This window comes from Pseudonocardia sp. NPDC049635 (genome assembly GCF_040659795.1).
Taxonomy (GTDB): Bacteria; Actinomycetota; Actinomycetes; order Mycobacteriales; family Pseudonocardiaceae; genus Pseudonocardia.
This window is the reverse complement of sequence record NZ_JBFAON010000001.1, coordinates 81,317-101,130: the sequence shown is the minus strand read 5'-3', so window position 1 is coordinate 101,130 and position 19,814 is coordinate 81,317. Positions and strand designations below refer to the sequence as shown.

The following is a 19,814-nucleotide window of genomic DNA, read 5'->3' as shown; positions in this document are numbered from 1 at the left end:
GTGGGCCCGCCTCCGGCGGCCACGGCTCCACGGTTCGCGGTCGGAGGTGCCTAGGGCAGCGGGCCGCCCGCGGCGATCGCGGAGAGCTTCGCGAACTCCTCGGCGTCGAGACTGGCGCCGCCGACGAGCGCGCCGTCCACGTCGGGCCGGCCGACGATCTCCCCCACGTTCGACGACTTCACCGAGCCGCCGTAGAGGATCCGTGCGGCCCGGGCCGGCTCGGCCCCGTACAGCTCGCCCAGCGTCGCCCGGAGCGCGGCACAGACCTCCTGGGCGTCCGACGCGCCGGCCACCCGGCCGGTCCCGATCGCCCAGACCGGCTCGTAGGCGAGGACGAGGCCGGCCGCCTGCTCCGCGGTGACCCCCTTCAGGGCACCGCGCAGCTGGTCGGTGCAGTGCTGCACGTGCTCGCCCGCCTCGCGGACGTCCAGGCCCTCGCCGACGCAGAGGATCGGGGTGATCCCGTGCCTGAGCGCCGCGAGCACCTTCGCGTTCACCACGGCGTCGTCCTCGCCGTGGATCTCCCGGCGCTCCGAGTGCCCCACCACCACGTAGCGGCAGCCGAGCTTCGCGAGCATCGCCCCGGACACGTCACCGGTGTAGGCGCCCGCGTCGTGCGGGGACAGGTCCTGCGCCCCGTGCACGATGCGCAGCTTGTCGCCGTCGATCAGGGTCTGGACGCTGCGGATGTCGGTGAACGGCGGAAGCACCACGACCTCGACCCTGTCGAGGTACCGGTCGGGCAGCGCGAAGGCGAGCTTCTGCACCACCGCGATGGCCTCGAGATGGTTGAGGTTCATCTTCCAGTTGCCCGCGATCAGCGGCCGCCGTGGCCCGCCGGCGGCACGGCCCTCGTCGCCGTCGCTCATCGGTCTCCCTCCAGCACCGCGACGCCCGGGAGGGTGGCGCCCTCCAGGAACTCGAGCGACGCACCTCCACCGGTGGAGATGTGCGAGAAGCCGTCCTCGGCGATGCCGAGCGCGCGCACCGCGGCCGCGGAGTCACCACCGCCGACCACCGAGAACGCCCCGGAATCAGCGATCGCCCGTGCCACGCCGCGGGTGCCCTCGGCGAACGGCGCCATCTCGAACACGCCCATCGGACCGTTCCAGAAGATCGTCTTCGCGGCACCGATCCGCTCCGCGAACGCGGCGACCGAGTCGGGCCCGATGTCGAGACCGAGCCAGCCCTCGGCGATCTCGCCGACCGGGACGGTCCGGGTGTTCGCGTCCGCGGCGAACGCGTCGGCGATCACGACGTCGGTCGGGAGGACGATCTTGCCGGACTCCAGCAGGGTCCGGCAGGTGTCGATCTGGTCGGCCTCGAGCAGGGACGCGCCGACGCCGTGGCCCTGCGCGGCCAGGAACGTGAAGCACATCCCGCCGCCCACCAGCAGCGCGTCCACCCTGGGCAGCAGGGCCTCGATCACGGCGAGCTTGTCCGACACCTTCGACCCGCCGAGCACCACCGCGTAGGGCCGCTGCGGGTCCCCGACCAGGGTGCGCAGCACCTCGACCTCGGAGAGCACGAGGCCGCCCGCGTAGGCATCGAGCCGCTGCGCGACGTCGTACACCGACGCCTGCTTGCGGTGCACCACCCCGAACCCGTCCGAGACGAACGCGGCGTCCTCCCCCACCAACGCGACGAGCTCGTCGGCGAACGCGGCACGCTCGGCGTCGTCCTTGGCGGTCTCCCGGGCGTCGAACCGGATGTTCTCCAGCAGGACGACGTCACCGGCGGCCATGTTCGGGAGCGGCTTGCCGAGCTCCACCAGCCGGACCGGGGCGCCGAGGAGCTCGCCGAGCCGGTCGGCGACCGGGGCCAGCGAGAGCTTCTCGTCCGGGCCGCCCTTCGGCCGGCCCAGATGCGCCGTCACGACGACCTGGGCCCCGGCCCCGGACAGCGTCGAGATGGTCGGCACCGAGGCACGGATGCGGCCGTCGTCGGTGATGTTCCGGTCGTCGTCGAGGGGAACGTTGAGATCGGAGCGGACCAGCACGGTCCGGCCCTGCACGCCGTCCCCCTCGTTCAGGAGGTCGTCGAGGGTCCTCACAGCTTCGACGCCACCAGCCCGGCGATGTCGACCAGACGGTTCGAGTAGCCCCACTCGTTGTCGTACCAGCCGACGATCTTGACCTGCTTGCCGATGACCTTGGTCAGCGGCGCGTCGTAGATGCACGAGTGCGGGTCGGTCACGATGTCCGAGGACACGATCGGGTCCTCGGAGAAGCGCAGGACGCCCTTCAGCGGGCCGTCGGCGGCCGCCTTCATCGCGGCGTTGATCTGGTCGACGGTGACCTCCTCGCGCACCTCGACGGTGAGGTCGGTGGCCGAGCCGGTGGGGATCGGCACCCGCAGCGCGTAACCGTCCAGCTTGCCCTTCAGGTGCGGCATGACCAGCGAGATCGCCTTCGCCGCGCCGGTCGAGGTGGGCACGATGTTCAGCGCGGCGGCGCGGGCACGACGCAGGTCCTTGTGCGGCCCGTCCTGCAGGTTCTGGTCGGCGGTGTAGGCGTGGATCGTGGTCATCAGACCCTGCTCGATCCCGGCCAGGTCGTCGAGCACCTTGGTCATCGGTGCCAGGCAGTTCGTGGTGCAGGACGCGTTGGACACGATGTTCTGCGAACCGTCGTAGTCGGCGTCGTTGACGCCCTTGACGATCGTGATGTCCTCGTCGGAGGCGGGCGCGGAGATCAGCACCTTCTTCGCGCCGGCGTCGAGGTGCTTCGAGGCGGCGTCCCGCTTGGTGAACAGCCCGGTCGACTCGACGACGACGTCGACGCCCAGGTCCTTCCACGGCAGCTGGGCCGGGTCCCGCTCGGCGAGCGCCTTGAATCCCTTGCCGTCGACCAGGATCTCGTCGCCGGAGGTGGTGACCTCGTAGGGCAGCCTGCCCAGGATCGAGTCGTACTTCAGCAGGTGGGCGAGCGTCGCGTTGTCGGTGATGTCGTTCACCGCGACGATCTCGATGTCCGTGGTGCCGGCGGCGCGCTGGGCGTCCACCGCCCGCCAGAAGTTCCGGCCGATGCGGCCGAAGCCGTTGACTCCTACGCGGACCGTCACAGTGCCTCCATGGGCTCGTCGTGCGCTGTCGTCTGGGTGTCCCAGCCCCCGGCACGCCGGGTCCCGGCGGCGGGGCAGCAGGTCGTCACGGCGCTCCACCCCAGTCGGGCGGGCGCCGCCCCCCGTGCTCGGCGACCACCCTATCGGCGGACCGCCCACCACGAACCCCGCGTACCCGGTGACCTGCGCCGCGATCCGCACCCGGACCCGATCGGGTGCGGATCACGGACGGCTCAGGCGATACGCAGCAGCTTCTTCCAGCCGGGCCGGGTGTCGGGGCGCGCGGCAGCGGCGCGCTCCTCGTCGGAGAAGCCCTCCACGGGCTCGTGCGGCGCCGCCGCCCTGGCCCGGGCCACGAACGAGGTCGCCGCGGCCAGCGCGGCGGTCACCCCCTCCCGGCCGGGGCCGGCGGTGATCGTCGCCGTCTCGGGGATGCCGAACCGGGCGGCGGCGGCCGGCTCACCGGAGCGCTGCTTGACCGCGACCGCCGCGGCCCCACCCGTGACGTCACCGGCGGCCGTCACGTCGGACTGCTGCGCCTCGGCCGGGACCCCGCCGGTGGTGACGTCCACCAGCACGAACTCCCAGGCGTAGGCGGACTGCTGGTGGGCGATCCGCTCGCGGACCGCGGTGGTGTCGCCGACCGCGCCCTCACCGACGAGCAGGACGACGACCCGGCCGGGACGATCGGCCTCGGGGCGGGCGGCGAGCTCCTCACCGACGGCGTCGAGCAGCCGGTGGGCGCCGGAGCGCAGGTCGGGCCCGTCGAGCGCGCGCAGCTTCGCGGGGAGCGCGGCGAGGGCCTCGTGTGCCGGGACCGGGACGGCGGGCGGGTGCGAGCCGTCGGCGAGGGAACGGGTGAGGTCGTTCCCGGTCGACAGCACGACCTCCGGCTCGTCGGGCCCGCTCTGGGCCTCGAGCAGGTCGGCGACTCCGGCGCGCAGCGCGGGGAGCAGCGGCCGCAGCATGCTGGATCGATCGAGATGAACGGCGAGAAGGGTGGAAGCCGGGTTCGTCACGGCGGCATCATGCCGGACCCCCCGCAGCGCTCCCGTGACGGGGTGTGATCACCGTCGTGGTGCACGGGACCGCGATCCGCGCGGCCGGACGCACCACGACGGCGATCATGGTCCACGTCCGCGAACGTCGACGTCGCGTTCCCCCTCCCCCGGGACGCGGATCACCGATCCTCCCGCCCGTGGACCTCGACGATCTCCTGCGCCGGCAGTCCGGGCTCGTGTCGCGCACGCAGGCCCGGGCGTGCGGGCTGTCGACCGACGCGCTCTGGCGCCGGGTCCGCGAACACGGGTGGTCGCGGGTACATCCCTCGGTGTTCCTCGCGGCAGGGCCATCCGCTGACCCCCTCCGGCCGGGTCCGTGCCGCGGTGCTGCATGCGGGCCCCGGCGCGACCGTGAGCGGGGCGACCGCGGCCGGGTGGCACCGCGACCTCGACCGGCTCACCACCGTCGTGGAGGTCACCGTCCCCCGCAGCTGCGGGGTACGCCCGCGGACCGGGGTGCGGATCCGGCGGCGCGACCTCGCGGCCCAGGACCGGGGGGTCGTCCGCGGCGTCGTGGTGACCTCCCGCGCGCTGACGCTGCTGGAGTTCGCGACCCGCCGCCCCGACGGTCCGACGCTGTTCGACCGGGCACTTCAGCGCTCGCTGACCCCGGAGATGTTCTACGACGCCTACTGCCGGATGGTCGGGCGGCCCGGGGCGCGGCGGGCGCGGGTGCTGCTCACCGCGGCCTCCGACGGCGCGGCGTCGGCGGCCGAACGGCTGCTCGTCGCGGCGCTGCGGGCCGCGGGCATCGGCGGGTGGGTGCTCGGCCTCCCCTGCGACCCGTGGACGATCGACCTCGGATTCCCCGCGGCGCGGCTCGCGGTCGAGGTGGACGGCTGGGCCTTCCACTCCGACGCCGAACGCTTCCGGCGGGACCGGCACAAGCAGAACGCGCTCGTCGCGGCCGGGTGGACGGTGCTGCGCTTCACCTGGCACGACCTGGACCGCACCCCGGACCGGGTGGTCCGGGAGATCCGCGAGATCATCGCGCGGCGTCGTCCATGATCGCCGTCGTGGTGCGCCCGGCCACGCGGATCGCGGCCCTGCGCACCACCACGGTGATCAGCCGCTCTCCTCCTCCAGCATCTCCGCGGTGACGGCCGACTCGGTGTCCGGGATGCCGAGCTCCGCGGCCTTCTTGTCGGCGGTCTGCAGCAGCCGGCGGATCCGGCCGGCGACCGCGTCCTTGGTCATCGGCGGATCGGCGAGCTGGCCCAGCTCCTCCAGCGAGGCCTGGGTGTGCTCGGCGCGCAACCGCCCCGCGGCGCGCAGGTGGTCCGGAACGTCGTCACCGAGGATCTCCAGCGCGCGCGACACCCGGGCCGCCGCCGCGACCGCGGCCCGCGCGGACCGGCGCAGATTGGCGTCGTCGAAGTTCGCGAGCCGGTTGGCGGTCGCCCGGACCTCGCGGCGCATCCGCCGCTCCTCCCAGGACAGCACGCTCTGGTGGGCACCCATCCGCGTGAGCAGCGCACCGATCGCGTCCCCGTCGCGGACGACGACCCGGTCCGCACCGCGCACCTCGCGGGCCTTCGCCGCCACACCCAACCGGCGCGCCGCACCGACCAGGGCCAGCGCCGCCTCCGGGCCGGGACAGGTCACCTCCAGCGCGGAGCTGCGCCCCGGCTCGGTCAGCGACCCGTGCGCCAGGAACGCCCCACGCCAGGCCGCCTCGGCGTCCGACAGGTCACCGGACACCACGGGAGGCGGGAGGCCCCGCACCGGGCGGCCCCGGTTGTCCAGCAGACCGGTCTGCCGGGCCAGCCCCTCACCGTCACGGATCACCCGGATCACGTAGCGGGCACCGCGGCGCAGACCACCCGCGGAGATCACGTGTGCGTCGGCGGTGTGCCCGTACAGCTCGTGGATCTCGCGCCGCAACCGGCGGGCGACCGAACCGGTGTCGACCTCGGCCTCGATCACCACGCGCCCGCCCACGATGTGCAGCCCACCGGCGAACCGCAACAGCGACGCCACCTCGGCACGCCGCGACGACTGCTTGGTGACGGTGAGCCGGCTCAGCTCGTCCTTCACCGTGGCGGTCATGGCCATTGCGGGCTCCTTCCGCGCTGCGGGCTGTGATGTTGTGACCCGCGCCGCGGGCTGTGCTGCCGTGCCTCGCGCTGCGGGCCGTGCTGCCGTGCCCCGTCCCGGCCGCTCTCCCCCACCGCCGGGACGGCGTCGCGGAACACGTCGAGCAGGGCGCCCGCGAGGGCGTCCGGATCGTGCCGCGGAGTGGCCGCCCGGACGTCGGCGACGTCGGCCAGCCACACCCGCCCACCCGGCACCAGCAGGTCGGAGGCGGCCGCGTGCAACCGCTCCGGGAGACTCACCGACCCGATGTCCGCCAGGACGGCGTGCGCCCGCAGTTCGGGCGCGTGACCGGACAGTACTTCAAGGTGCTGTTCGGGCGAGAAACCGGCGGTCTCCCCCGGCTCGGGGCTGAGATTGAGCAGCACGACCCGGGCGGCGGCGGTCTGCAACAGCGCGTCGCGCAGACCGGGGACCAGCAGGTGCGGCAGCACGCTGGTGAACCACGACCCGGGTCCGAGCAGCACCACGTCTGCGGCCAGCACCGCGCGGACGGCCTCGTCGCAGGCCGGCGGGTTCTCCGGGAGCAGCCAGACCCGCCGTACCCGGCCGGGGGTGGAGGCGACGGCCACCTGCCCGCGGATCAGGTGCGGCCCGTCGACACCGTCCAGCTCGACCTGGGCCTCGATGTCCAGCGGGACCCGGGCCATCGGCAGCACCCGACCGGCGCAGCCGAGCAGCCCGGCGACCGCGTCGAGGGCGCGGACCGGATCGCCGTCACGTTCGAGCAGCGCCGCCAGCAGCAGGTTCCCCACGGCGTGACCGGCCAGGGCGCCGGTCCCGCCGAAGCGGTGCTGGACCAGGCCCGACCAGAACCGGCCGCCCTCGTCGTCGGCGGCCAGCGCGGCGAGCGCCATCCGCAGGTCACCCGGCGGCAGCAGGCCGAGCTCGCGGCGCAGCCTGCCGGACGACCCGCCGTCGTCGGCGACCGTGACCACCGCGGTGACGTCGGTGACGGCCGGGCACCGGCGCAGTGCCGACAGCGTGGCGTGCAGGCCGTGCCCACCGCCCAGCGCCACCACGCGCAGACCCGGTGCTGCGCTCACTCGCGCCCCATGTCGCGGTGCTCGACGTTGACCTGGACACCGTCCCGGCCGGCCAACCGGCGGCCGATCTCCTCCGAGATCGCCACCGAGCGGTGCTTCCCACCGGTGCAGCCGACGGCGACCGTCAGGTAACGCTTGCCCTCCCGGCGGTACCCGGCACCGACCAGGTCCAGCAGCTCCAGGTAGCGCTGCACGAACTCCTCGGCGCCCTCCTGGGAGAGCACGTAGTCGCTGACCTCGCGGTCGCGCCCGGTGTGCTCGCGCAGCTCGGGGATCCAGTGCGGGTTGGGCAGGAACCGCACGTCGACGACGAGATCGGAGTCCAGCGGCAGGCCGTACTTGTAACCGAACGACAGCACCGTGATCCGGGTCGCGGCATGCGCGCCCTCGGCGGCGAACGAACCTTCGATGCGGGCGCGCAGGTCATGCACCGACAGCGTCGAGGTGTCGACGACGAGATCGGCGTCCTCGCGCAGCGGGCGCAGCACCTCCCGCTCGGCGTTGAGCCCGTCGGTGATCCGGCCGGACCCCTGCAACGGGTGCGAGCGCCGGTTCTGCTCGAACCGGCGGACCAGCACCGCGTCCGACGCCTCCAGGAACAACAGCTTCGGCCGGTAACCCCGGCTGTCCAGGTCCTTGATCACCGCACCGAGGTCGTCGGTGAAGGCCCGGGAACGCACGTCCATCACCACCGCGATCCGGGTGACCTCGCCACGGGCCCGTGAGCCCAGGTCGACCATCGTCGCGATCAGCTCCGGCGGGAGGTTGTCGACGACGAACCAGCCGAGGTCCTCCAGCACCTTCGCCGCCGTGCTGCGGCCCGCGCCGGACAGGCCGCTGACCACCGCCACCTCGATGCCCGGACCACCGTCCGGTGCCTGATCTCCCACGTCGGCCCCCGTCATCGGTGTTCCTCCCCCTCGGTCGTCGGGCCGGGCGCGCCACCACCGTGCAACGCCGACACCACGGTCTCCGCGGTGCGCCGCCCGAAACCCGGCACCCCGGCGATGTCCTCGACACCGGCGGCACGCAGCTTGCGCACCGATCCGAAGTGCTTCAACAGCGCCTGCTTGCGCGCCGGCCCGAGGCCGGGAACCCCGTCCAGCTCGGACGCGGTCATGCCCTGGGAACGACGCTGCCGGTGATAGGTGATGGCGAACCGGTGCGCCTCGTCACGGACCCGCTGGAGGAGGTACAACCCTTCACTCGTCCGGGACAGGATGACCGGGTCGTCGTCGTCCGGGAGCCACACCTCCTCGAGCCGCTTCGCGAGACCGCAGACCGCGACGTCGGTGATCCCGAGCGCGGCCAGCTCGGCGGCCGCCGCGTCGACCTGTGGCTTCCCGCCGTCGACGACGAGCAGGTTCGGCGGGTAGGCGAACTTCCGCGGCCGGCCGGTCTCCGGATCGATACCGGTGCGGACCACCTCACCCGGCGCGACCTCACCGGACCCGGCCGGCTCGGCGGTCTCGCCCGCGGTCTCGGCCAGGTAGCGGCGGAACCGGCGGCGGACGACCTCGGCGATGGCCGCGACGTCGCTGTGCTCGCCCGTCCCGCCCCCGGCCGCCCCCCGGCGCTGTGCGCCGTCCCGGATCTCGAACCGGCGGTACTCGGACTTGCGGGGCAGCCCGTCCTCGAAGACGACGAGCGACGCGACGACGTTCGTGCCCTGCACGTGGCTGACGTCCACGCACTCGATCCGCAGCGGCGCCTGGTCGAGCTCCAGGTTCTCCTGGATCTCCTGCAGCGCCGCCGACCGGGCGGTCAGGTCGCCCGCCCGGCGCAGCCGGTGCTGGGTGAACGCCTCCTTGGCGTTGCGGGCGACGGTCTCGGCGAGCGCCTTCTTGTCTCCCCGCTGCGGAACCCTCAGCTGCACCCGGGAACCGCGGAGCCCGGTCAGCCACCGCTCCAACGCACCGGACTCGGCGGGCAGCACCGGGACCAGGATCTCCCGGGGCACCGGCTGGGTGGCGTCGTCGGCGGACCCGGCGAGCGCGTGCTGCTCGCCGTAGAACTGCGACACGAACCGCTCGACGAGCTGCTCGGTGTCGGTCGGCTCGACCTTGTCGATCACCCAGCCCCGCTGGCCGCGGACCCGGCCGCCGCGCACGTGGAAGATCTGGACGGCGGCCTCCAGCTCGTCCTCGGCGAAGGCGACGACATCGGCGTCGGTCCCGTCGCCCAGCACCACCGCCTGCTTCTCCATGGCCCGGCGCAGCGCACCGAGATCGTCGCGCAATCGTGCGGCGCGCTCGAACTCCAGGTTCTCCGACGCCTCGGCCATGTCGCGTTCGAGCCGCCGCACCATCCGGTCGGTGCGGCCGGAGAGGAAGTCGGAGAAGCCCTCGACGATGTCGCGGTGCTCCTGCGCGGTGACCTTCCCGACGCACGGGGCCGAGCACTTGTCGATGTACCCGAGCAGGCAGGGTCTGCCGATCTGGCCGTGCCGCTTGAACACCCCGGCCGAGCAGGTCCGTGCCGGGAACACGCGCAGCAGCAGGTCGAGGGTCTCCCGGATCGCCCAGGCGTGCGCGTAGGGGCCGAAGTAGCGGACGCCCCGGCGCCGCGGGCCGCGGTAGACGTGCAACCGCGGGTACTCCTCGTGCATCGTCACGGCGAGCACCGGGTAGGTCTTGTCGTCGCGGTACCGGACGTTGAACCGCGGGTCGTACTCCTTGATCCAGTTGTACTCGAGCTGGAGTGCCTCGACCTCGGTACCGACGACCGTCCACTCGACCTTCGAGGCGGTCGTGACCATCTGCCGGGTGCGTGGGTGCAGTCCGGCCGGATCGGCGAAGTAGGAGTTCAACCGCTGCCGCAGGCTCTTGGCCTTGCCGACGTAGATCACCCGGCCACGTGGGTCCGAGAACCGGTAGACCCCTGGCGAGTCCGGGATGGTCCCGGTCGCCGGACGGTAGGTGCTCGGGTCGGCCATGGTGCCGTCCAGGATAGTTGCGACCCCCGACGGCCCGGGCCGCACCCGGCCCCCCGGGCACCCCTCGACGGGGTGTAGTGACGTGTCGGTGGCCGGTAATCGTCGGTCCTCTGCGGTACACCTCATGTCGAACACGAGTTCGATGCACCGGCCCCGAGGAGGAGCACCCGTGAGCACCACGCACGACACCCCCGCCACGCCCGGCCCGGAGCTGCAGGAGGCCCGGCTCGACCGGATCCGCAAGCTGCTGGCCAAGGCGGAGCGCGCGGGGACCGCCGCCGAGGCGCAGATCTACACCAACAAGGCGGTCGAGCTGATGGCGCGGCACGGTGTCGACGAGGCGGTGCTGGCCGACACCGGGCCACCGGGCCACGACCCGATCGGTGGCGTCCGCATCGCGGTCGACGACCCGTACAGCGCGGCGAAGGCCCGGCTGCTGGGCTGGACCGCCGCGGCGCTGCACTGCCGGTGGGTCATGCACGACTCGCGCAGCGGGAAGGTCGCTGCGGTCACGATCTTCGGTTTCGCCTCCGACCGGGAGCGGGTGGAGCTGCTCTACACCTCGTTGCTGCTGCAGGCGTCCACCCACGTGGCGCGGGTCCGACCGCCCGATCCGGGTGAGTCGGTCGCCGCGTACCGGCGTTCCTGGCTCTACGGCTTCGCCGCCCGTGTGCACGAGCGGCTGTGCGAGGCGCAGCGGGCCGCGGTGGGCGAGGCCGATGCCGCGGCCCGCGGGGCGAGGTCGGCCGAACTGGTGCTGGCCGACCGGGGCGACCGGGTGGCGCGGGCCTACGGCGAGGAGTTCCCTGACCTGCGCCGCGCCCGGGCCCCGCAGGTTTCCGGATCGGGCTTCCGGAGCGGGGCCGAGGCCGCGGACCGGGCCGATCTCGGCGGCACCCGGCTGGACGGGCCGCCGCCCCGGTCGCGGGCGCTCGGCCGCTGAGCGTCCGGGGCCGGTCCCGCGCCACCGGTCCTCGCGGGCCCCGGTCCGGCCTCGCGGAGCCGGTCTGCCGGCGGCTCCCACACGGCTCGGCAGCGCCCCTCGGAACTCGCGGAACCGGGCGGCGCCGTCAGCCTTCACGCGGCCAGGCAGCACCGTCAGCCTTCGCGGGGCCCGGCAGCGCCGTCAGCTCTCGCGGGGCCCGGCGGCGCCAACGGCCCGGCGGTGCAGGTCGCGCAGGGTGCGGACACCGCGCACGGCGAGCCCGCGGTCGACGGCCTGGACCGCGAGGACCGGGTGGTACTCGTCGTCGGGCAGCTCCAACCGGGCGGAGGAGGCACCGTCCGGGAACGAGACGCCGTACACCTCCGACCACGGGAACCAGCGGGTCGTCAGGACGTTGCGGACCTCGACGCCGTGCGCGTCGGCGCGGACCCGGGGTCGCGCCATCAACAGCAGCCCGCCCGCCACGAACGCGCCGATCACCATCATCGAGGCCTGGTCGACCGGCCGGAAGATCACACCGGTGTCCTCGGACGGCATGAGGTAGGCGACGATCCCGAAGAAGATCATCACCCCGACCGCGCAGACCCAGGCGGTGATCAGGATCGCCCGCGGGCGGAGGGTGACGGCGTCCGGACCCGGGCCGGTCGGAGCCGGCGCCGCGGCACGCGGCTGATCCACAGCTGCCGCGGCACCCGGCTGAACCGCAGCCTCCGCGGCACGCGGCTGATCGGGAGCTTCGCCGGACCCGCGGCCCGGAGGCGGCTGCTCGGTCACGGAGGGTCCTTCCTGCCCGGCCCGATCGGGGCCGGGGCTCATGCGCTGGTCCCGGCGGTGCGCTGCGCCGAACCGGCCCGCAGCTCGCGCAGCACCAGCGCCGACTCCAGGGCCGCCACACAGGCCTCGGCGCCCTTGTCCTCCGGCGCGCCGGGGGCGCCCGAGCGGTCGACCGCCTGGGCGATGGTGTCGGTGGTGAGCACGCCGTTGCCGACCGGGGTCGACTCGTCCAGCGCCACCCGGGTGAGCCCGGCCGTGACCGCGTCGCAGACGTACTCGAAGTGCGGGGTGCCGCCACGGACGACCACACCCAGCGCGACCACCACGTCGTGGGATCGGGCCAGTTCCTGGGCCACCACCGGGAGCTCGACGGTGCCCGGCACCCGGACGACGGTCGGCTCCGCCCCGGCCTCCCGCGCCGTGGCGACGGCCCGCTCCAGCAGGGTGTCGACGATCTCGGCGTGCCACCGGGCGGCGACCACACCCACCCGCAGTCCGGTCGCGTCCAGCTGTGCGGCCCCGGTGGGCCTACCCTCACCGCTCATGGGTCGATTCTCGCCTCCCTCCCCGATCCGCGTCGGACCGGGTCCTCCCCCCGGGCCACCGCCGTCAGTGCCCGGGGTCGGCCAGTCCGCCCAGGTCGGGCAGGTCGTGCCCCATCCGGTCGCGCTTGGTCCGCAGGTAGCGCAGGTTCTGCGGGGTCGGGCGGACCGGCATCGCCTCGCGCCCGACGACCCGCAGGCCGTAACCCTCCAGGCCGGCCCGCTTGTCCGGGTTGTTGGTCAGCAACCGCATCGACACCACGCCCAGGTCGGCCAGGATCTGGGCACCGATGCCGTAGTCGCGTGCGTCGGCGGGCAACCCCATCGCCAGGTTCGCGTCGACCGTGTCCGCCCCGGCCTCCTGCAGCTGGTAGGCCTGCAGCTTGTGCAGCAGGCCGATCCCACGGCCCTCGTGCCCGCGCATGTAGAGCACCACACCGCGGCCCTCCCGGGCCACCGCCTCCAGCGCGGCGTCGAGCTGCGGGCCGCAGTCGCAGCGCAGCGAGCCCAGCACGTCCCCGGTGAGGCACTCCGAGTGCACCCGGACCAGCACGTTCTCGCCGTCGTCGGCGGGGGTGCCCACGTCACCCATCACCATCGCGATGTGCTCGACCCCGTCGAGCAGCGAGTCGTAGCCGTAGGCCAGGAAGTCGCCGTGCGCGGTGGGGATGCGGGCGGTCGCGACCCGCTCGATGTGCTTCTCGAACCGGCGCCGGTAGGCGATCAGGTCGGCGATCGTGATCAGCGTCAGGTCGTGGTCCGCGGCGAAGACCCCGAGCTCCTCGCCCCGGGCCATCTCGCCCTCGTACTTCTCGGACACGATCTCGCACAGCGCACCGGCCGGGGGCAGCCCGGCCATCCGGGCCAGGTCCACCGCGGCCTCGGTGTGGCCGGGCCTGCGCAGCACACCGCCCTCGCGGGCCTGCAGCGGCAGGACGTGCCCGGGCCGGACCAGCTCGGCGGCCTCGGTCGCCGGGTCGGCCAGCAACCGGATCGTGTGCGCCCGGTCCTGGGCCGAGATCCCGGTCGTCACGCCTTCCTTGGCGTCCACGGTGACCGTGTACGCGGTGCGGAAGGAGTCCCGGTTGGTGTGGTGCATCGGCGGCAGGTCGAGCCGCTCACAGGTCTCCTCGGTGATCGCCACGCACACGTAGCCCGAGGTGTAGCGGACGGTGAAGGCCAGCAGCTCGGGGGTGGCCCGGGACGCGGCGAAGATCAGGTCGCCCTCGTTCTCGCGGTCCTCGTCGTCCATCACGACGACGGCCTTGCCCTCGGCGATGTCGGCGATCGCCTTCTCGATCAGGGCGAACCGCTCGGCCCGCTCGGACGGCGTCATCGCGGTGTGCGGGTTGGCCGGCAGCTTGCCCGAGACGTTCCAGCCCGGGATGTTCGACGGCCCGTTCACCGCACGGCCCCTTCCGTTCCGGACCCGGGGCCCTGCAGGTACCCCGCGGTCATCCGTTCCACGTACTTCGCGATCACGTCGACCTCCAGGTTGACCGGGTCACCCGGGGTGCGTGCGCCGAGCGTGGTGTCGGCCAGCGTCGTCGGGATCAGCGCCACCCCGAACCCGTCCGGGTAGACGGCGGCCACGGTCAGCGACACGCCGTCGACCGCGATCGATCCCTTCTCCACCACGTACCGGGACAGCTCGGCGGGCAGCGAGAAGCGCAGCGCGTCACTGCGTTCACCCGGGTCGCGCGACACCAGCGTCCCGACGCCGTCGACGTGCCCCTGCACGATGTGCCCGTCCAACCGGCCGCCTGCCGGCACGGCACGTTCCAGGTTGACCCCGGACCCGGCGGCGACCGCACCCAGCGAGGTGCGCTCGATCGTCTCGGGAACCAGTTCCAGGGTGAGCGTCGGCCCCGGCTGCGTCCCGTCCGGGACGACGGCCGTGAGGCAGCAGCCGTTCACCGCGACCGACTCGCCGTGCCCGACCTCGGCGGCCAGCGCGGCGCGCACGGTCAGCACGACGACGTCGTCGTCCGTCCGGACGTCGACGATCTCGCCGACCTCCTCCACGATGCCGGTGAACATCCTCGTTGCCTCCTGCTACCCGACCGGTCCGGGGGCCGGTCGTGCGTCGATGACCACGTCACCGCCGGCGCGGCGGACCTCGTCCACCTGCAACCGCACGATGTCCGCGATCGTTCCCACACCCGCGGCGCCGAGCGCCTGGGGACCTTCACCGAGCAGGGCGGGGGCCAGGTGCACCAGCACCCGGTCCACGACTCCCGCGGCGACGAAGGCTCCCGCCAGTATCGGCCCACCTTCCAGAAGGACGTCGACGACATCCCGCATGGCGGGATCACTCAGCACCTCGGCCGGATCGCGGGTCCGCAGGTGCACGGTCGGGGCGGCACCGTCGGTGCGGAGCCGGGCCCCGGGTGGGATGTCCCGGCGCCCGACGACCACCCGCAGGGGCTGGACGTCGAACAGGGTGCCGTCCGGGTGGCGGGCGGTCAGTGCCGGGTCGTCGGCCAGGACGGTACCCGTACCGGCGACGATCGCATCCATCCTGCGGCGCAGGTCGTGCACCTCGGCGCGGGCCTGCGGGCCGGTGATCCAACGGCTGGTCCCGTCCGCGGCCGCGACCCGGCCGTCCAGGGTGGTGGCGACCTTCCACGTCACATGCGGTCGCCCGGTCCGCTGCCGGTGCAGCCACCCGCGCAACGGGCCCCGCACGACCTCGTCGGCGAGTGTGCCGAGCATCACCTCCACGCCGGCGTCCCGGAGCCGGTCCACGCCACCGGCGGCGACCGGGTTCGGGTCGGCGACCGCGGCGTGCACCCGGGCGATCCCGGCCGCGAGCAACGCGTCGACGCACGGTGGGGTGCGGCCGTGATGGTTGCACGGTTCGAGGGTGACGACGGCGGTCCCGCCGCGGGCGCGGGGACCCGCCTCGGCCAGGGCGGCGCGTTCGGCGTGCGGACCACCGGGCGGTGCGGTGGCGCCGACGCCGACGACGTTCCCGGCCGGGTCGAGGACCACGCAGCCCACGGCAGGATTGGGGCTGGTGCGACCGTGCACCAGATCGGACGCGGCCAGCGCACGGCGCATGGCCTCGGCGACGGCGGTCTCGTGCGGCGCGGTGCTCACCGGAGCGGCCCGGCTCAGCCGGCCCAGCGGTGCGGGTTGACGCGGCGGACCTGCTCGCGCAGGGCGGCGACGGCGCGACCCGGGTCATCGGCGCCGTAGACGGCCGAGCCCGCGACGAAGCAGTCGACGCCCGCCTCGGCGGCCTGCTCGATCGTGTCGGCATTGATCCCGCCGTCGATCTCGACCAGCAGCCGCAGGTGGCCGGTGTCGACGAGCCGGCGGGCGGTGCGCACCTTGTCGAGCACCTCGGGGATGAAGCTCTGCCCGCCGAATCCGGGCTCGACGCTCATCACCAGCAAGGTGTCGTAGTGCCGCAGCACCTCCAGGTAGGGCTCCAGCGGAGTGCCCGGCTTGATCGACAGCCCGGCGAGCGAGCCCGCCGCCCGCAGGTCCTTCGCGAGCATCACCGGATCGCGGGCCGCTTCGACGTGCACCGTCACGTTGCGCGCACCCGCCTCCGCGTAACCGGGTGCCCAGCGGTCCGGGTCCTCGATCATGAGGTGGCAGTCCAGCGGGATGCCGGTGGCCGCGCCGAGGCTCTGCACCACCGGCAGACCCAGCGTCAGGTTCGGCACGAAGTGCGCGTCCATCACGTCGACGTGCAACCAGTCTGCCCCCGGGTCGTCCCCGCGGGGCCCGACGGCCGCGGCCTCGTCGGCGAGCCGCGCGAAGTCCGCCGACAGGATGCTGGGCGCGATCATCGGGTGCACGCCCGCAGGCTATCCCTGCCCGCCACCACCTTCGGCACCCCCGTGCGAGGGAGGAATCACATCCGGCACGGGGGAGGCGGGACGATCAGCCGGCCGGGCGGCGCAGCAACGCGAGGAACATCGCGTCCGTGCCGTGGCGGTGCGGCCACAGCTGCACCGAGGGCCCCTCGCCCAGGTCCGGCATGCCCTCGGGCAGGACGGCCCGGGCGTCCAGCTGCTCGACCGGCCCCGCCGGGCCCGGCCGCCCCGCCCGCCCGACGATCCGCCCGACGACTCCCACGGTCTCCGACACGTGCGGTGAGCAGGTCACGTAGCCGACGACACCACCCGGCCGGACCAGCCGTAGCGCCGCGATCAGCAGCTCGCGCTGCAACCGGGTGAGTGCCGCGGTGTCCTCCGGGCGACGGCGCCAGCGGGCCTCCGGGCGGCGGCGCAGCGCGCCGAGCCCGGTGCACGGGGCGTCGACCAGGACCCGGTCGAACACGCCGTCGGGCAGCCCGGACTCCCGGCCGTCGGCGACGTGCACCGTCACCGGCAGCTCGGAGGTGATCTTCCGGACCAGGTCGGCGCGGCGTTCCGCGGACTCGACCGCGTCGAGGGTGCCGCCGAGCGCGGCGACCAGGCCGCCGAGCAGCGCGGCCTTTCCGCCGGGGCCCGCGCAGAGGTCCAGCCAGCGACCGGTGTCGTCGCCGACGAGCTCGGCCCGGGCGAGTGCCGCCGCCACCAGCTGGCTGCCCTCGTCCTGCACGACGGCGAGTCCCTCGGCGACGGCGTCGAGCTCGCCGATCTCACCGCTGCCGGGTTCGAGGTGCACCCCGTAGGGCGACCACGGCGCCTCGTCGCCGCCGGTCGCCAGCGCCAGCTCCTCCGCCGAGATCTCACCCGGCCGGGCCAGCAGGTGCACCCGCGGCCGTGCGTCGTCGGCGGCCAGCGCGGCGGTCAGCTCGTCGCCGGTGTCGCCAAGCGCGTCGGCGAAGGCCTGGGCGATCCAGCGCGGGTGCGCGTGCCGCAGGGCGGCCGCACCGACCGGGTCCGTGGCCGGATCCGGGGCGAGCCGGTCCAGCCAGGTCTGCTCGTCGTGCTCACCGATCCGGCGCAGGACCGCGTTCACGAACCCGGCCGACTGCGGGCCGTGCTCACCGCGGACCAGGTCGACGCAGGTGGAGACGGCGGCGTGGGCCGGGACCCGGGTGCGCAGCAGCTGGTAGGCACCCAGCCGCAGCGCGTCCAGCAACGGATGCTCGATCTTGGCCAGCGGCCGGTCGGTGCACTCGTCGATGATCGCGTCGAGCAATCCCTGGGCGCGCAGGGTGCCGTATCCCAGTTCGGTGGCGAGTGCGGCGTCGCGGTCGCGCAGCCCGTGCCGGCGCAGGATCCCCGGCAGCGCCAGGTTAGCGTAGGCGTCCCGCTCGCGTACCGCGGTCAGCAGGTCGTAGGCCGCCTGGCGGGGCGGGTCGCCCGCCGGGGGGCGGCCGGAGCCGTTGCGGCCACGCGGCGGGCCCGCGTTGCGCGGCCCGGCGGTGCGTTCGCGACGGCCGCCGGTGGCACGGTCGCGTCGCGGGTCGCGGCCGGTGTCACGATCGCGGCGCGGGGCGGAGCCGGAGTCACGATCGCGGCGCGGCCCGCCACCGGGGGCACCCTCACGACGCGGCCCGGCACCGGGTTCCCGATCGCGGCGCGGCCCGCCACCGGGGGCACCCTCACGACGCGGCCCGGCGCCGGTGCCCCGGTCGCGGCGGGGCCGGTCGTGAGCCCGGTCGCGGGACACGCGGCCCGAGCCCGGCCCGCCGCTGGACCAGCCGGATCCGGCGCGGTCGTCGCGGCGCGGCCGCTCGGCACGACCGGGCCGGTCGTCACCGCCGCGCCGGTCACCACGGCCGGGTCGGTCCTCGCCCGGTGAGGTTGCGGGGTCCTGCTCGCTCACGTCGTCTCCTCGGCGGTCGTCCCGCCTCGGCCGGAGGGATCCGGCCGTTCTCGCTCGTCGTCGGTGCCCGCCACCGCCTCGCTCGGCGTGCAGCGGGTCAGCTCAGGTGTTCGCCAGGCTCGATCCGGGCGCCCCGGGCCCAGTCCGGCGCCGCCATCAGGCGCTTGCCCTTCGGCTTCACCTCGCCCAGCTGGACCGGGACGGTGGCGGTGCCGACCAGCACCCGCCGGCGTTCCACGCGCAACTCGCCCGGGGCGAGCTCCAGCTCGCCGGTGCGCAACGGGCGGACCGGGCCGACGCCGAGCCGCTCCCCGCGGAACTCGTACCAGGCGCCCGGGTCCGGGGTCACCGACCGGATCAGCCGGTCGACCGCCGTGGCGGGCGCGTCGATCGGCACCCGGGCGTCGGCGGTGGTGACCTTCGGGGCGTAGGTGACGCCGTCCGCCGGCTGCGGCACGGCCGTGACGGTGCCGTCCTCGATGCCGTCGAGGGTGGCGGCGAGCAGCTTCGCCCCGGACTCCGCGAGCCGGCCCAGCAGCGTCCCGGCCGTATCGGTGGGCCCCACGGTCTCGGTGACGACGCCGAAGGTCGGGCCGGTGTCCATGCCCTCCTCCAGGCGGAAGGTGGTCGCGCCGGTCACGTCGTCGCCGTGCCGGATCGCGGCCTGCACGGGTGCCGCCCCGCGCCAGGCGGGCAGCAGCGAGAAGTGCAGGTTCACCCAGCCGTGGGTGGGCACGTCGAGCACGGGGCGCGGCAGCAGCGCCCCGTAGGCGACGACCGGCGCACAGTCCGGTGCCAGCTTGCGTAGCGCCTCGAGAAAGTCCGGCTCGGACGGACGGGCGGGGGTGAGCACCGGGACGCCTGCGGCATCGGCGAGCTCCCCCACGGGTGAGCGGGTCAACCTGCGTCCGCGACCGGACGGCGCGTCCGGGCGGGTCAGCACGGCGACCACCTCGTGCCGGGGTGAGTCCAGCAGCGCCCGCAGCGCCGGGACGGCCGGCGCCGGCGTGCCGGCGAACAGCAGTCTCATCGAGCCTTGCCGAACAGGGGGTGCGGGCTGACCCGCACGGTCGGTGCCGGTTCACCGAACCATTCGGCGGCGCGGATCTCGCGCATGGCCTGCTTGCGGGTCTCGGGATCGAGCCGGTCGATGAACAGCACGCCGTCGAGATGGTCGGTCTCGTGCTGGATGCAGCGGGCGAGCAGTTCGGAGCCCTCGACCACCTGCGGCTCGCCGTGCATGTTCCAGCCGCGGGCGACGACCCTCAGCTTGCGACGGCAGTCCCAGCCCAGGCCGGGGATGGACAGGCAGCCCTCCATGCCCACCTGGTCCTCGTCACCGACCGCCTCCCAGGTGGGATTGATCAGATGACCGGTGAATCCGTCGCAGTCGTAGACGAACACCCGCTTGCCGACGCCGATCTGCGGCGCGGCCAGGCCGGCACCACCCTCGTCGTGCATCGTGTCGGTGAGATCGGTGACCAGTGCGCGCAGCTCCGCGTCGAAATCCGTGACCTCGGTGGCACGGGTGCGGAGCACGGGGTCTCCGAACAGCCGGACGGGCTGGATGGGCACGGTTCTCCTCGCGGGCGGTCGTCGGGGGCGGGGAACCGATTG

General features: G+C 74.2%; 19 protein-coding genes. 2 read left to right on the top strand and 17 right to left on the bottom strand.

Annotated elements, in window-relative coordinates; all coding sequences use genetic code 11:
• Positions 1 to 50: 50 nt before the first annotated feature.
• From tpiA to AB0J24_RS00455, 4 genes are all read right to left on the bottom strand, one after another.
• Positions 51 to 869 (bottom strand): triose-phosphate isomerase, encoded by an 819-nt coding sequence (tpiA, locus tag AB0J24_RS00470; RefSeq protein WP_358673150.1) that lies wholly within the window; start codon positions 867 to 869, stop codon positions 51 to 53.
• Positions 866 to 2,053 carry a phosphoglycerate kinase gene (locus AB0J24_RS00465; RefSeq protein WP_358673143.1) on the bottom strand — a complete coding sequence of 396 codons (1,188 nt, stop codon included), beginning with the start codon at positions 2,051 to 2,053 and terminating at the stop codon, positions 866 to 868. The genes tpiA and AB0J24_RS00465 overlap by 4 nt, the downstream gene beginning before the upstream one ends.
• Positions 2,050 to 3,063: a type I glyceraldehyde-3-phosphate dehydrogenase gene (gap, locus tag AB0J24_RS00460; protein WP_358673139.1), complete on the bottom strand. Its 1,014-nt coding sequence runs from the start codon at positions 3,061 to 3,063 to the stop codon at positions 2,050 to 2,052. The genes AB0J24_RS00465 and gap overlap by 4 nt, the downstream gene beginning before the upstream one ends.
• A gap of 233 nt (positions 3,064 to 3,296) precedes the next feature.
• Positions 3,297 to 4,082, bottom strand: a complete 786-nt coding sequence (locus tag AB0J24_RS00455; protein WP_358673136.1) for a hypothetical protein — start codon at positions 4,080 to 4,082, stop codon at positions 3,297 to 3,299.
• Between the two features lie 393 nt (positions 4,083 to 4,475).
• On the opposite strand from AB0J24_RS00455, the gene AB0J24_RS00450 reads away from it, so the two are divergent.
• Complete coding sequence (locus tag AB0J24_RS00450; protein ID WP_358673133.1) at positions 4,476 to 5,132, top strand: DUF559 domain-containing protein; 657 nt, start codon at positions 4,476 to 4,478, stop codon at positions 5,130 to 5,132.
• 57 nt (positions 5,133 to 5,189) lie between these two features.
• On the opposite strand, the gene whiA is transcribed toward AB0J24_RS00450, so the two are convergent.
• From whiA to uvrC, 4 genes are read right to left on the bottom strand one after another with little or no spacing between them, the layout of a single operon-like run.
• Positions 5,190 to 6,179 (bottom strand): DNA-binding protein WhiA, encoded by a 990-nt coding sequence (gene whiA, locus AB0J24_RS00445; protein WP_358673131.1) that lies wholly within the window; start codon positions 6,177 to 6,179, stop codon positions 5,190 to 5,192.
• Positions 6,170 to 7,246, bottom strand: a complete 1,077-nt coding sequence (gene yvcK / locus AB0J24_RS00440) for a uridine diphosphate-N-acetylglucosamine-binding protein YvcK (RefSeq protein WP_358674311.1) — start codon at positions 7,244 to 7,246, stop codon at positions 6,170 to 6,172. Before yvcK ends, whiA begins: the two co-directional genes overlap by 10 nt.
• Before the next feature lie 14 nt (positions 7,247 to 7,260).
• The gene (gene rapZ, locus AB0J24_RS00435; protein WP_358673128.1) at positions 7,261 to 8,169 is read right to left on the bottom strand and encodes an RNase adapter RapZ; all 909 of its coding nucleotides are present in this window, start codon (positions 8,167 to 8,169) and stop codon (positions 7,261 to 7,263) included.
• The gene (gene uvrC / locus AB0J24_RS00430) at positions 8,166 to 10,199 is read right to left on the bottom strand and encodes an excinuclease ABC subunit UvrC (RefSeq protein ID WP_358673125.1); all 2,034 of its coding nucleotides are present in this window, start codon (positions 10,197 to 10,199) and stop codon (positions 8,166 to 8,168) included. Before uvrC ends, rapZ begins: the two co-directional genes overlap by 4 nt.
• A 169-nt stretch (positions 10,200 to 10,368) precedes the next feature.
• Here uvrC and AB0J24_RS00425 point away from each other — a divergent pair, with 169 nt between their 5' ends.
• Positions 10,369 to 11,142 carry a DUF2786 domain-containing protein gene (locus AB0J24_RS00425; protein WP_358673122.1) on the top strand — a complete coding sequence of 258 codons (774 nt, stop codon included), beginning with the start codon at positions 10,369 to 10,371 and terminating at the stop codon, positions 11,140 to 11,142.
• 183 nt (positions 11,143 to 11,325) lie between these two features.
• Here the strand turns inward: AB0J24_RS00425 and AB0J24_RS00420 are convergent, their stop codons facing one another.
• From AB0J24_RS00420 to def, 9 genes are all read right to left on the bottom strand, one after another.
• Positions 11,326 to 11,823: a PH domain-containing protein gene (locus AB0J24_RS00420; RefSeq protein ID WP_358673119.1), complete on the bottom strand. Its 498-nt coding sequence runs from the start codon at positions 11,821 to 11,823 to the stop codon at positions 11,326 to 11,328.
• Positions 11,824 to 11,957: 134 nt separating this feature from the next.
• Positions 11,958 to 12,464, bottom strand: coding sequence for a 6,7-dimethyl-8-ribityllumazine synthase (gene ribH / locus AB0J24_RS00415; protein WP_358673116.1), 507 nt, complete (start codon positions 12,462 to 12,464; stop codon positions 11,958 to 11,960).
• Between the two features lie 64 nt (positions 12,465 to 12,528).
• Positions 12,529 to 13,797 carry a bifunctional 3,4-dihydroxy-2-butanone-4-phosphate synthase/GTP cyclohydrolase II gene (locus AB0J24_RS00410; protein WP_358674308.1) on the bottom strand — a complete coding sequence of 423 codons (1,269 nt, stop codon included), beginning with the start codon at positions 13,795 to 13,797 and terminating at the stop codon, positions 12,529 to 12,531.
• A 65-nt stretch (positions 13,798 to 13,862) separates the two neighbouring features.
• Positions 13,863 to 14,501, bottom strand: coding sequence for a riboflavin synthase (locus tag AB0J24_RS00405; RefSeq protein WP_358673113.1), 639 nt, complete (start codon positions 14,499 to 14,501; stop codon positions 13,863 to 13,865).
• A 15-nt stretch (positions 14,502 to 14,516) separates the two neighbouring features.
• Entirely contained in the window at positions 14,517 to 15,524 is a 1,008-nt protein-coding gene (gene ribD / locus AB0J24_RS00400; protein ID WP_358674306.1) for a bifunctional diaminohydroxyphosphoribosylaminopyrimidine deaminase/5-amino-6-(5-phosphoribosylamino)uracil reductase RibD, read from the bottom strand.
• A gap of 53 nt (positions 15,525 to 15,577) precedes the next feature.
• Positions 15,578 to 16,264 (bottom strand): ribulose-phosphate 3-epimerase, encoded by a 687-nt coding sequence (gene rpe, locus AB0J24_RS00395; protein WP_358674304.1) that lies wholly within the window; start codon positions 16,262 to 16,264, stop codon positions 15,578 to 15,580.
• A gap of 94 nt (positions 16,265 to 16,358) precedes the next feature.
• Positions 16,359 to 18,197 (bottom strand): transcription antitermination factor NusB, encoded by a 1,839-nt coding sequence (locus AB0J24_RS00390; protein WP_358673110.1) that lies wholly within the window; start codon positions 18,195 to 18,197, stop codon positions 16,359 to 16,361.
• A 97-nt stretch (positions 18,198 to 18,294) separates the two neighbouring features.
• Positions 18,295 to 19,227, bottom strand: a complete 933-nt coding sequence (gene fmt / locus AB0J24_RS00385) for a methionyl-tRNA formyltransferase (RefSeq protein ID WP_358673107.1) — start codon at positions 19,225 to 19,227, stop codon at positions 18,295 to 18,297.
• Positions 19,224 to 19,772, bottom strand: a complete 549-nt coding sequence (gene def / locus AB0J24_RS00380) for a peptide deformylase (RefSeq protein ID WP_358673104.1) — start codon at positions 19,770 to 19,772, stop codon at positions 19,224 to 19,226. The genes fmt and def overlap by 4 nt, the downstream gene beginning before the upstream one ends.
• Positions 19,773 to 19,814: the final 42 nt, after the last annotated feature.

Excerpts from the sequence above, each read along its gene's own strand:
- whiA (WP_358673131.1), bottom strand. The coding sequence starts at position 6,179 with ATGGCCATGACCGCCACGGTGAAGGACGAGCTGAGCCGGCTCACCGTC.
- ribD (WP_358674306.1), bottom strand. The coding sequence starts at position 15,524 with ATGCGCCGTGCGCTGGCCGCGTCCGATCTGGTGCACGGTCGCACCAGC.
- AB0J24_RS00410 (WP_358674308.1), bottom strand. The coding sequence starts at position 13,797 with ATGACGCCGTCCGAGCGGGCCGAGCGGTTCGCCCTGATCGAGAAGGCG.
- uvrC (WP_358673125.1), bottom strand. The coding sequence starts at position 10,199 with ATGGCCGACCCGAGCACCTACCGTCCGGCGACCGGGACCATCCCGGAC.
- AB0J24_RS00405 (WP_358673113.1), bottom strand. The coding sequence starts at position 14,501 with ATGTTCACCGGCATCGTGGAGGAGGTCGGCGAGATCGTCGACGTCCGG.
- rpe (WP_358674304.1), bottom strand. The coding sequence starts at position 16,264 with ATGATCGCGCCCAGCATCCTGTCGGCGGACTTCGCGCGGCTCGCCGAC.
- fmt (WP_358673107.1), bottom strand. The coding sequence starts at position 19,227 with ATGAGACTGCTGTTCGCCGGCACGCCGGCGCCGGCCGTCCCGGCGCTG.
- rapZ (WP_358673128.1), bottom strand. The coding sequence starts at position 8,169 with ATGACGGGGGCCGACGTGGGAGATCAGGCACCGGACGGTGGTCCGGGC.
- tpiA (WP_358673150.1), bottom strand. The coding sequence starts at position 869 with ATGAGCGACGGCGACGAGGGCCGTGCCGCCGGCGGGCCACGGCGGCCG.
- ribH (WP_358673116.1), bottom strand. The coding sequence starts at position 12,464 with ATGAGCGGTGAGGGTAGGCCCACCGGGGCCGCACAGCTGGACGCGACC.